The sequence below is a fragment of the Sinobacterium caligoides genome (assembly GCF_003752585.1).
In the GTDB taxonomy this organism is placed as follows: domain Bacteria; phylum Pseudomonadota; class Gammaproteobacteria; order Pseudomonadales; family Sinobacteriaceae; genus Sinobacterium; species Sinobacterium caligoides.
In genome coordinates, this window is sequence record NZ_RKHR01000005.1 from 289073 (window position 1) to 301507 (window position 12435).

A 12435-nucleotide genomic window follows, 5' to 3' on the forward strand; every position below is an offset into this window, starting at 1 on the left:
GCCGGGAAGCATAGCGAAAGTGAAATCGCTACTGGTTAACCCTTTTTCCTACAAACATAATAATATTTTTCTCAAAAATACAAAAACTTAACGCTCTAACAGCCACCACATGAAAAACAGCCTTCAATAGCAGTAAGTGGGCAGAACAGACGGAAGAGCTCTATTTAAAAAAAACGACACATCAGTAAAGTCTGCGTTAACCAACCTTCATTATTTATTCCGCTTCGGCAACCACACTGCGGCCCCGTAACTTGCCCCAAAAAAACCCCGCCCAGCCTCTACCCCTACGAGAAGATAACCAAGACAACAGAAGCGATGGCATGATAACCAATGCGGTACCCAACCAACTAAGGCCATCCAACCACTCATCAAAAAACAGCCAACCGAAGAATATGCAGAACAGTAAACCTGAGTATTCAGCAATAGCTATCTCACTGGCCTGGGCTTGTCGATAGGCAAGCACACAGAACCATTGGTAGATTAATAACGAGCCATTGGCGAGTATAGCGACCAGCAGTAATGACCAGCTCAGCCCTTCTACACCCTGGTAAGCGACAAACGCCAGCACCGGCGGAAAGCCAAATAGGTTTGTGAAAAACAATGTAATCGCCGGTGACTCGCTATGCGGCAGCTTTTTCAATAGTAACTGACAGATTGAAAACACAAATGCCGAGGCAATCACTGCAAGCCCGAAGATATTGACCTGGCTTGGCCGGAGAATAATAAGGATACCGACAAAGGCGATAATACAAGCTAACGCTTGCACGCCGCTGATTTTCTCCTTTAGAAAAAGGCCGCCCATCAACATGATCATTAATGGTGCCGAATAAAATAACGAGCTTACCGTAGCTAGCGGCAATGACATCAAGCCTAGTACAAGAAATAATGCACCAAAGACACCGATATTACCTCTAATCAGGTGGATCTTCATTTTCTTCGATGTCGAAGCCCCCGCGTGTAACCATAGCGGCAAGGCAATAAGTATAGAGACACACTGACGCACCAGCATAAAGGTGGCGGCATTAGTATCCGCTGGCAACCATTTAATCGCGACATCATAGACGGAGCTAAAGGCGCTACCGATAATCAGCAACGCGATTCCCAAAAGTACATTTCTTTTCATAACAGCAAACTACACAAATTTATTGACGACAGTGGCTTTGCGCAACAACGTCTTTTTTAGACCAAACACGGAGCGAGAGAGATAATGTGGCGCATGGTATAGCGTGATAGTATTTAGATGAAATGAAGGTTTTTAACCATTGATGAATTTAATTCAACTACCAAGCTGCAGGTCATTATTGTGAGGAAGATTCCCCCCTTGCGTGCTCTACAAGTATTTGAAGCTGCCGCTAGGCAGCAGCACTTTTCACGTGCCGCGAGTGAGCTGTGCATTACGCCGAGCGCTGTCTCACATCAGATCAAGCTACTCGAAGAGCATTTTTCCGAGCAACTGTTCAAGCGCGATGGCAGGCAACTCAAGCTTACTGCGAAGGGCACACTGCTCTATAAAGAGCTGTCACAGATTTTTGATGCCTTGTCAGGGCTCAACCAACAAATCTCCGGCGGCGAAACACCTGAGCTGCGCCTTGCGGTTTACAGCTCCTTTTCCGTGAAATGGCTGATTCCACGCTTGGGACTGTTTCGGCAACAACACCCCGAGATCAATATCCGCTTAAACATGTTCACCGATGACCCCGTGCTCTCTGATAGCGTTGCCGACATGTTCATTACTGGCAGCTGTAACCACCCTGCCTACGCCTGCCAGCTGTTACATAAAGAGCGCCTCATTCCTGTTTGCCACCCCGAGCTCATTGCACGCAGTGAAAACATCAATGTTGAGACACTCTTTGAACAACCGTTATTGGCTGTTGATGAGGAGCTAACAGGCATCGACTGGGAGCTCTGGCAAAAAGCCAATGACGTCACTTTCCCCGCCGGTCAACAACAGCATGTATTTAGTCATATCCTGATGGCGATTGAGGCCGCCATTGCCGGGCAAGGTGTCGCACTCGCTTCCGATTTCATGGTGGACAATGATATCGCCACAAACCGGCTTGTCGCCCTTGATTTGCCCGATGTCTATACTGGCTTTGAGTTCAACTTCATGTGCAAAAAGCACCGTTTAAAAGAGCCCTCGATAGCCGCCTTCATCGACTGGATCAGCGAGCAAATTTAAACTAATCGAACATTATAGAAGCAATATTTGATGGAGACAGATGAAGCCCCCCTCATAAATACGCTACGCTGAACGGTCACAATATTAATAGGAAAAGCAAATGAGTCATAAAATCTGTCAACTCGCCTTGGTAGGAGCGCTTGCCTTAACACCACTCATGCTTATTTCTGGTTGCTCTGGAACCCCCTCAATCGACACCGTAGCTTCGCAACAGCAAAGCAACGCCATTGAGCTATTGCTTCCCGAAGACGACAAACTCTACTACCGCTTGATGACTGACTTCATTCAAGCTGGCGGCGAAGACCCCTTTCCTAGCATTAAAATGGTTGGCTCCCCCCTTGCTGATGACATCACACCGCGTGAACTCGCCTATCTGGTCTCCCAATCGATTGTGCCCTACCCAGATGCAGCCGAGGTGACTTATTTTGAAATTAAGGATGGCACTGCTTATGTTGAGTTTGAAATGGACATAGATGGCTGGGCCGGGGTCTCCAACACCCAGGGCAGACTGACCCCGCTTCTAGAGCTGAACCTGCTACAGTTCCAGAATATCAATCGTGTCCACCGTGGCCGTCTGCCTCAATAAATAATATCCGCTTCGCATTGCGAACCTCGGAGGGACGCCCCCTCTCTTACCTATGTAGCGCCACCTGCGCAACTGTGAGCAATATAAGTATAATCACTCACACGGCAACAGAGTTATGCTAGTATGTCGTAGGTCACTTGTTAGTGGAGGTTCGTTACATTAACATTCGTACATGTTAGCGAATCTTATTGCTTGATACTGGTAACAGTTGCGTTTAAGACGCATACACACACCTTCTTTCTGATGACTGACCAACAGTAAAAGGCAACTTAGATGACCTCAACCACACAGGCTGTTAGTACGCGATGACAGCAGCACAATGGCGACAAGGACTCAATGGTTTGTTAGGGGGGTATCTATCTCCGAAAGCTAAATTCGCCATCAAAGTTTCACTCAGCCTAACCCTCGCTTACATCATCCCCATGGCCTTTGGCTGGAGCCAACCTTCGACTGCAGCAATGACGGTCATGCTGATTGTCGCCACCGGCGGGATGAGGGAGTCGTTGCTAAAAGGTACCTATCGAGTCATTGGCACCCTTATCGGCATGGTTATTGGTGTCGGGTTGATCATACTGCTATCTGGTCATACTGCACTCTACTTCCTCGCCGTCTCCCTTGTAGTGGCTATCGTATTTTATATCTACCGATGCTGCCAAGGCGACAACACCGTCTTTATGCTAACCGGTGTCATGGTGATGATGAGCTATAACGGTGGCGATTTTGATGGTTCCCTACTCTACGGCATTGAACGCGCTTATATGACCACCTTCGGCATCGTCGTTTACACTTTGATAGGCAGTTTCATATGGCCAACCAAACCCTCGCTCAATATCCGTCAAACTGTCACCACACTCAGCGAGGATTACTGCCAACTATTTTCTACGCTTCGTCAATCCAGCGCCAACGATAAAGCTAGAGCGCAGTTAGCCGCGATAGTCAGCAAGACTGAAGCTTTGCAGCAACAGCTGATCACCATGCGCGCAGACGCCGGTGAAGCCAACGCGCTCCGTAAGCACTGGCAGATGATTGCGCAACACTACCAAGACATCTCATCACGTTTGACCAATGTGATGGATGTAAGCCAACAGCACAACAGCGCAAGCCACCTCCCCGGTGAGCAACACCTGCTCGACATCATCGAATCGCAACTATCGGCCATCCACTCATGCTGGCAAGGCGGTCAGCAAAAAGTAGACGCTATTGATCGACAAACTGATCAGCAGCAGTGGCAGACGCTACCCCACTTCGAGGCCGCCCAGCGTATCGCGCGCGGCGAGTGGCTAGCCAGCTTCAGTCAGTTACTGTCAGCCCTCAATCAAACTGTGCTTTCCCTCAATAGCGGTGACCAACACTTTGACTATCAGCCAAGGTCTAAAGCTGCCTCCTTTATCTGGCTGGACAGAGAGAGCTTTAAGCTCGGCGCGATGGCATTCATCACGTATTGGTTGGCACATAGCCTCTGGTTCTTTTTCAACCCCCCAGGTGGCTATAGCTTTGTCACCTTTGCCACCATGTTTGTCCCCTTAGTCGGCTTTACTCCGATCAAGCCGAAACTGCTATTCCTTCTTTTCACCTTTGCCTTTCTCTTTGCTGGCCTTGCCTACGTGTTTATCCTGCCAGGCCTCAGCCACTGGAGCGGCTTATTTATCTTTATCTTTGTCTATGCCTTCATCGGTTTTTATTTACTGCCAGGGCCTGTGACAATGTTCTTCCTGCTCGGGCTCTTCGTCTTAGGCATCGATAATCAAATGCAGTATAACTTCGCCGTTATTCTCACGGTAATGTTAATGCTTTACCTTGCCGTAAGCGTACTGTTTATTACCACCTACCTCCCTTTCAACAGCAAGCCAGAATATTTGTACCGCAGCATGCGCCAGCGTTTTTTTGCTGCCGCCAACGTTGTGTTGCGCTACCAAGGAAAGAGCCTCAACCACTGGCAGAAAAAGCATCTCACCTATGCCGCCTCTGCCTGCGTACGCTTGAACCATAAGATGAAAACTTGGAGCGCGTCGATTGATTACAGCTACTTCACCGAGCTCGACCAACAATCTATCAATGAGCTCAATGAGAGCATGGCCATTTTATCCGGCCGCCTTCAATTGTTAATGCAGCGACGTGAGAGCTTCAATAATAACCGTTTGATCCAACATATCCGACAGTCCAGCGACGAGAATTTTTTGCAAGAACTCTGTGCGCCACTGCGTCACTCCGTATCTCGCCAGATCAGCACTGACAGTAAACTACTCTGGCCTGTTTACGAGCAAAAAATTAATGCACTACTCGCCCCTCTTGATTGGTCGATCTATAACAAACAAGAGATTGCTGAGTTCTATTTGGGTATTAACCTGTATAAAAATATCATGAGTTCGTTAATGCTATGCGACCAACGAATAGACCATGTTAATTGGACTGAATTATCACAGAGTAGGTTTTAAAGCATAATGAATAAGCCGTTTCGTCCTCACACTCTAGCCGCTACGATCGCACTGCTGCTCGCGACAGCCCCCGGCTGCACCCTACTCGGCCCAGATTACATCACACAAAACCCAGCTCAGCTCCCAAGCGAATGGCAGCAAGAGGATAGCGAGCAAAGTTACCAGCAAACTCAGCAATGGTGGCAGCAATTTGACGATGACACACTCAATCGTTTAGTTGGCTTAGCCCACCAACAAAATCTCAGTTTAGAATCTGCCGGCCTTAACATTGTTCAGGCCCGTGCCGCCCTTGGCTTTAGCGATGCTTTACAGTATCCACAAAGACAGGCTCTCTCCGGCAACGGCGCCTATGGTTATCAAAACAAAACTGACTACACCAGCGTCAACCTAGGGTTAGATATGGGCTGGGAAATCGATATCTGGGGCAAGTATGCCAGAGGCATCGAAAGCGCCGAAGCCAACCTCTACGCGAACATGGCTTCCTATGACCAGGTGATGATTACAATCACCGCCGAAGTGGTGCGCAATTATATTAACTACCGCACCTACCAGGAACGTGTTCTGTTATCTCAGCAGAACATTAAGATTCAGCAGCGCATCACCGAAATCACACAGGTCCAGTTCGATTCTGGTGATGTCTCTGAACTCGATGTTCAGCAAGCCAAGACACAGCTCTACGCAACCTTATCAACACTACCCGCACTGGAAATCGCGCAGATTAAAGCACGAAACGCGCTTGCAGCACTGCTGGCCATGCTACCCGAGCAGGTCGACGCATTGTTACAGCAGGGCCATGAACCGCTAAACCTACAACAACGTATGGCAGCAACCAATAACGCCAATATTAAAGCGCTGGACGATTACGATGCACGCTCTATTATTCCCTCCGTCGAGGAAATGAGCACGCAGATCGATGCCAACCTGTTATCTCGCCGCCCTGATATTCAAATCGCACAAATGCAAGCTAAGGCGCAGAGTGCCAGAATTGGTGCTACCGAAGCCGAGCTTTACCCCAGCTTTAGTCTCTTTGGTAGTTTAGGCGTTAGCCAAGTTGTTCCTGATGGCGGAAGCTATAGCCTCTCTGAAGCGGTCTACGCCAACATCGGGCCAGCGTTCAACTGGAATATTTTTCAGTATGGACGCATTAAAAACCAAGTCCGAGTGCAGGATGCATTGTTTCAAGCCAGCCTGACTCACTACAACCAAACCGTGCTCGATGCCGTCGTAGAGGTCGATAACGCTGTCGAGGCCTACCAACGCCTTAATCAACAGTTACAATACAATCGAGCTTCCGTCGAGGCTTCTGTACGCGCCTTCAATATCTCCATGCGTCAGTATGAGAATGGTCTAGTAAGTTATCAGCGATTACTCAGCACTGTCGAGAAGATGACCCGCAATGAAGATAACTACGCACAGATCAAAGGTAATATCGCCGGTCAGGTCGTCCAACTCTACAAGGCGCTTGGCGGTGGCTGGCAACTTGAGAATGGGCAGCCTTTGTTAAATGACGACACGGTGGAGCAGATGAACAAGCGCACCGACTGGGGCGACATGCTCACCCAACCCATCGACCGCCAGCACTATGATCAGGAGCTCAAGCAGCGGCAAGCTGATCGCGAAATCAAAAGGGGCGATGCTAATGATGCATAATCCCCCCCATGAACTCGCTATAAGCGACGTTTATTTCTCACCACTGATCGCCGTCGCCCTGTCCGCCCTATTGCTGACTTGGATAACGACCATTATTTTTAACAAGACAGGGTTCAGCCGTTTTATCAGCTACCCATCGATGACCTTCATTAGTATCTTTGCCAGCTTTGTCTTGATACTTGATGCCTTTGTTATCCCTATTTAAGGATTTGACGTGAACCAACCAAAGAAAATGGCACTGATAGCCGCAAACTTAGCCTTCTTTATTATCGTCGGATTTTTTGTCTACCAACGATTTGGCATCTATCTCAATAACCCCTGGACCCGTGATGGTCAAGTCAGAGCACAAGTGATTCAGGTCACGCCTAGGGTTTCCGGCACCGTGATAGAGATCGCCGTAGTCGACAACCAGCATGTTAAAGCAGGGGATCTACTTTTCACGATCGACGCTTCCACTTATGAAGTCAGCGTACAACAGGCCATCGCCAACTTAGAACGTGAAAGAGTCAGCTCAAAGGGCGCCAAGATCGAGTATGAGCGCCTGAAAGATATCGCCGCCAAAGATGCTGGCGCTGTCTCCGATAAAGATATGATTCGCCGAGAAGTTAACTACCAGCAGTCACTGAGCCGTATCACCGTGGCCGAGCAAAATTTAATCGCAGCCAAATTGCAGCTTGAGTACACACATGTCTATGCATCGGTTGATGGCTACGTCTCTAACATCAATTTCCAAATTGGCTCTCAAGCCATCGCCAATCAGCCCATACTCGCACTTGTCGATGAACACAGCTTCTGGGTATTTGGCTACTTCCAAGAAAGCCAACTCAATAAGATCGGCATGGGTAACGCCGCCGTCGTCACATTGATGGGTTATCCGGACACCCCTATTGAAGGTCGCGTCGAATCGATGGGCTGGGGAATTGCACCAGCAGACGGCACCGTTGGCTACAACCTGCTACCGAGCATCAAGCCCGTCTTTCAATGGATACGCTTAGCCCAACGCATGCCGGTAAGGATAGAGCTTGAGGCTATCCCCGACAACATTAACTTACGATTCGGCATGAGCGCATCAGTATTAATCTTATCGGAAGAGGATTCGCCGTGAAGACGATGAATAGACACCACAACTTCATCTACTTAACACTATCGTTAGTATTTACCCTGCTGGTTTCCGCCCTATTTCCCTATGTCGAAAACGAGGTCGGCATCGGCGCCTACGGACTCAAAGCGATGTTACTGGCAACCTTTGCCGTGACCTTGGTCAGCCTGCGCTTCGGCCAATATTGGCGCCCTTTTATCGCCGTGTTGATTGCCGTCTATATTAGTCTGGCCATCGTGCAATACCTGTTATTGATGCAAGAAAGGGAATACCTGTTTTTAAGCGTATTATTAGTCTTCTTTATCGGTACCGCCTACGGTACTGCCCGCCAAGTCTTATTTAGCGGCCATGTTGATCTCAATGAGGTCGTCGGATCTATCGCTATTTTCTTATTAGTCGGGCTCATCTGGGCTGTGTTTTACCTTCTCATCATGGAGGCGTCTCCTGACGCCTTTAATGGTCTAGAGCAAAATAGCTGGGTCGCGAACTTTTCCGATGCCGCCTATTTCAGCTTTGTCACACTAACAACTCTGGGCTACGGCGATATTAGTCCCGCCACTGACTTTGCCAGGGTCGTCGTCTACTTGGAGGCTATCTTCGGCGTATTTTATATGGCCGTTGTTGTCGCCAGCTTAATCAATGCTAATCAAAACCAAACAAAGGATCAGTAATACTATGGGTGATCAATTACGTTCGACGGACCCCGACAAGCAGTTTGTCAGCAATATGGTCGAATCCGCACTGAAGGTTGGTGCTATTTTTCTACTATTAACGTGGTCATACGGCTTGATCAAGCCTTTCGTGATTCCCATGCTGTGGGGGGCGATTATCGCCGTTGCCGCCATGCCGCTGGTACGCTGGCTCGAGAAATACACCAAGAAGAGAGGCCTGGCTGCCGTACTGTTTGTGCTATTGGCCATCGCCGCGATTGTTATTCCCGTCGCCGCACTACTGACATCAATATCCGCCCCCGTTCAATCGGCCATCGAAACCTTTCACGCCGGCGATCTAAGCATACCTGGCCCCGCCAGCTGGGTTGATAAAATCCCGCTAGTCGGCGACCAAATCAGTCAATTTTGGACGCTACTATCAACTAACTTAGAAAGCGCCTTACTGCAGGTAAAGCCACAGCTCATTTCCATCACCTCAGTAATAGTAGGACTGGTCACAGGAGGCATCGTTAGTGTTGCCATGTCGATATTCTCACTTGCCGTTGCCGGTGGCTTTATGACACACGGCGAGACGATCGATCGTGGCTGCAAGAAAATCGCGACTCGGCTGGTGGGTGACAGTGGCGAATCCATGGTGGAGTTAGGCGCCGCTACGATCCGCAGCGTGCTACTTGGCGTGGTCGGTGTTGCCATCATTCAAACCGTACTCATTGGCATTGGGGTATTCGCCGCCCAAATCCCCCTAGCAGGCCTATGGTGTATTGTTGTCCTTATCTTTAGTATCGCTCAGCTGCCTGCCACCATCATCACCCTACCGCTGATCATTTATGCTTACTCCGCGATGGATAACACCACGGCGACAATCTTCACCATTTGGACGCTCATCGCCGGCTTAAGTGATAACGTGCTCAAGCCGATGCTGATGGGGCGCGGCTTAGATATCCCGATGCTAGTGATCTTAATCGGCGCTATTGGCGGTATGTTAGCCATGGGATTAATAGGGCTATTCATTGGTGCAATCGTGCTAGCCGTTTGGTACAAGCTGTTCCATGCCTGGATGGCACAGGAAGTCAGTTAACCCAAAAACAGGCGGTTGTCCTTGGCAACCGCTTGCTCCTGCTCCTGCTCCTACTCCTACTCCTACTCCTACTCCTACTCCTACTCCTACTCCTACTCCTACTCCTACTCCTACTCCTACTCCTACTCCTACTCCTACTCCTACTCCTACTCCTACTCCTACTCCTACTCCTACTCCTACTCCTACTCCTACTCCTACTCCTACTCCTACTCCTACTCCTACTCCTACTCCTACTCCTACTCCTACGTTATCAAAGACCATTAACCGGCCTCGCTATCAACCTTAATAGCTTTATAACGAAAATTTAATGCCGCACGTCATTTTATATTTCCAAGCATATTTCCCTATCCAATGACTTCCGAGCCACTCCCCCAGAAAACACTAAGCCATTGATAATAGGATAGTTACAAGATAATAAGCGAGTAACACTACAATTATGCCTATTCAGCCACGTACAAATACGTAGGGCAAAATACATGGAGATCGGAAAATACTGGAAACAAAACACAAACGAGAGTGATTCCTATTTGCATTAGGCCGCTAAGTTTAGCTATGCTGCGCGCTGATTTACTTAGCCGAGGTCTATGATGCGCCGTTTTAGTCAACACAACATTCTTCAATTCACCCTTTTCGCTTCTGTTAGCGGCCTCACTTGGGCCTCTCCTGCAACCGATGAACCAAAAACATATGTCCTCGAAGAGGTGAATGTATTAGGTAAGGCGTATAAAAATACCGCCACCAAAAGTAGCCTCGCGCCAGAGGAAACACCGCAGGGTATCTCTATTATTGATGGCGAGTTATTGGCCGAGCGCGGCGTAAAATCGTTGAACCAAGCTCTCCGCTATACCCCCGGTGTCACTACGGAGCAAAAAGGTGGCTCTGTCACCATGTACGACACCTTCAATATCCGTGGCTTTGACGTCAGCCAAAGCTACTACGATGGCCTCGTCCTACAGTATTTACAGGGCTGGAATTTACAGCCTCAGATTGACCCGATTGCATTAGAGCAGGTCGAAGTTTACAAGGGCCCGACCTCAGTACTGTACGGTTCCATGCCGCCAGGTGGCATGGTCAATATGATAGCCAAAGCGCCACAGCAAGAACAACAAACCACCGCGACGTTAGCGACGGGTAGCCACAATACCCGCGAGGCTTCTATCGATAGCACCGGTGCGCTCGGCGACAGCGATGCTTCCTACCGCGTTATAGCCATGACGCGCAAGAAAGATGGCCAGGTAGATTATACCGAAGAGGAGCGCACGGTCTTCGCCCCCTCCGTCGACTGGTCAATCACCGATAAAACCTATGTCAACATCAACCTGTACTACCAGAAAGACCCTGCTATGGGGCAGAATTCCTCCCTACCCGCCTCCGGCATGATCGATCATAACCCGGCCGGCAGCACCAAACCTTCGACCTTCGCCGGTGATGCCAACTGGAACCATTTCGAGCGTGAGTTTTGGATGGCGGGCTACAAGGTTCGACACGACTTTAACGACAACTGGTCCTTCTTACAGACGGCTCGCTATCAAGACGCTACGCTTGAACAACGCAACACCTACCACATCGCCGCCGGTTTTGATGCCAGCACAGGCAACCTAGAGCGCTACATTTATAGTACTGACGAAGACTCCAAGGGTTACTCTGTCGACAATCAGCTATCTGGCGCTTTTAAGACCGGCGAGATCGAGCACAACACCTTGGTTGGTGTCGACTATCAACAGCTCAAAGGACAAACAGTCTATTCGTCGTACGGTAGCACCAGCCAGTTTGGCAACTTTAATATCTACAACCCCAATAACCATATGATTGACCCCAGCAAGCTAAGCACAGAGGGTACATGGATTGATGACGTCGAAGTGGAACAAACAGGCCTCTATGTACAAGATCAGCTGCATATCGATAATTGGGTGCTGATCGCCGGCGGTCGTTTCGACGATTATCACTCCTCATCAAAATTTTACGACGCAGAAGCAAACCATCAAGAGTTCTCTTACCGTGTCGGTGCCCTCTACGAATTTGATAACGGGTTATCACCGTTTATCAGCTATGCCACCAGCTTTGAACCTTATGCAAGCGGAAAAAGTGATGGCACACCGTACAAGCCCGAGTTAGGCGAGCAGATTGAAACGGGCGTGAAATACCTCTCTGATGATGAGACCACCTCGGCGACGGTCTCTTACTTCAATATCATCAAAAGTGACGCAGTCGTAGACAACCCTGATGACCCCACCCCTGGCAACAAGCTTCAAATCGGTGAGATCCAGTCACAGGGGCTCGAGATTGAGGGGCAGTTGCTGGTTACTCCAAATTGGGGACTCTCCGCCAGCTACACCTATATTGACATGAAGATTACAAAGGACACCGATTACGACTTACAGGGTACAACGCCTATTTATGTACCCGAGCATGCCGCTACGCTTTGGACGAATTACACCGTCGACCGTGGTCTGCTCAACGGCACCCGTATCGGTGGCGGCGTTCGCTATACCGGTGAAATGCAAATGGATGCTGTCAACAGCGACCGTGTGCCCGCCTCGACCATCGTTGATGCTTCCGTAGGTTACGATTTAGCGCAGCTGGGCCGTCGTTTTGATGGCGCCACCGTTAACCTTGTCGTCAACAACCTGTTCAACCAAGAGTCTTACACCTGCTACGACAGTGCAAACTGCTGGTACGGTGCCGAGCGAACTGTTGAGGTCAACGCACAATACCAGTTCTAAGCGAGGAACCAGCG

At 49.2% G+C, this 12435-nt stretch carries 10 protein-coding genes; 9 read left to right on the forward strand and 1 reads right to left on the reverse strand.

Annotated elements, in window-relative coordinates:
- Positions 1-214: 214 nt before the first annotated feature.
- Positions 215-1123, reverse strand: a complete 909-nt coding sequence (locus EDC56_RS13600) for a DMT family transporter (protein ID WP_123713120.1) — start codon at positions 1121-1123, stop codon at positions 215-217.
- 180 nt (positions 1124-1303) lie between these two features.
- On the opposite strand from EDC56_RS13600, the gene EDC56_RS13605 reads away from it, so the two are divergent.
- From EDC56_RS13605 to EDC56_RS13650, 9 genes are all read left to right on the forward strand, one after another.
- Positions 1304-2179 carry a LysR substrate-binding domain-containing protein gene (locus tag EDC56_RS13605; RefSeq protein ID WP_123713121.1) on the forward strand — a complete coding sequence of 292 codons (876 nt, stop codon included), beginning with the start codon at positions 1304-1306 and terminating at the stop codon, positions 2177-2179.
- A gap of 100 nt (positions 2180-2279) precedes the next feature.
- Positions 2280-2765: a hypothetical protein gene (locus tag EDC56_RS13610; RefSeq protein ID WP_123713122.1), complete on the forward strand. Its 486-nt coding sequence runs from the start codon at positions 2280-2282 to the stop codon at positions 2763-2765.
- A 305-nt stretch (positions 2766-3070) separates the two neighbouring features.
- The gene (locus EDC56_RS13615) at positions 3071-5200 is read left to right on the forward strand and encodes an FUSC family protein (protein WP_123713123.1); all 2130 of its coding nucleotides are present in this window, start codon (positions 3071-3073) and stop codon (positions 5198-5200) included.
- A 6-nt stretch (positions 5201-5206) separates the two neighbouring features.
- On the forward strand, positions 5207-6850 hold the full coding sequence (locus EDC56_RS13620; RefSeq protein WP_123713124.1) for a TolC family protein: 1644 nt from the start codon (positions 5207-5209) through the stop codon (positions 6848-6850).
- On the forward strand, positions 6840-7055 hold the full coding sequence (locus tag EDC56_RS13625) for a DUF1656 domain-containing protein (protein WP_211333691.1): 216 nt from the start codon (positions 6840-6842) through the stop codon (positions 7053-7055). Before EDC56_RS13620 ends, EDC56_RS13625 begins: the two co-directional genes overlap by 11 nt.
- A gap of 9 nt (positions 7056-7064) precedes the next feature.
- The gene (locus tag EDC56_RS13630) at positions 7065-7955 is read left to right on the forward strand and encodes an HlyD family secretion protein (protein WP_211333692.1); all 891 of its coding nucleotides are present in this window, start codon (positions 7065-7067) and stop codon (positions 7953-7955) included.
- A 5-nt stretch (positions 7956-7960) separates the two neighbouring features.
- Positions 7961-8620 carry a potassium channel family protein gene (locus EDC56_RS13635; protein WP_123713126.1) on the forward strand — a complete coding sequence of 220 codons (660 nt, stop codon included), beginning with the start codon at positions 7961-7963 and terminating at the stop codon, positions 8618-8620.
- A gap of 4 nt (positions 8621-8624) precedes the next feature.
- Positions 8625-9698, forward strand: a complete 1074-nt coding sequence (locus tag EDC56_RS13640; RefSeq protein ID WP_123713127.1) for an AI-2E family transporter — start codon at positions 8625-8627, stop codon at positions 9696-9698.
- A gap of 584 nt (positions 9699-10282) precedes the next feature.
- On the forward strand, positions 10283-12421 hold the full coding sequence (locus EDC56_RS13650) for a TonB-dependent siderophore receptor (RefSeq protein ID WP_211333694.1): 2139 nt from the start codon (positions 10283-10285) through the stop codon (positions 12419-12421).
- Positions 12422-12435 lie beyond the last annotated feature (14 nt).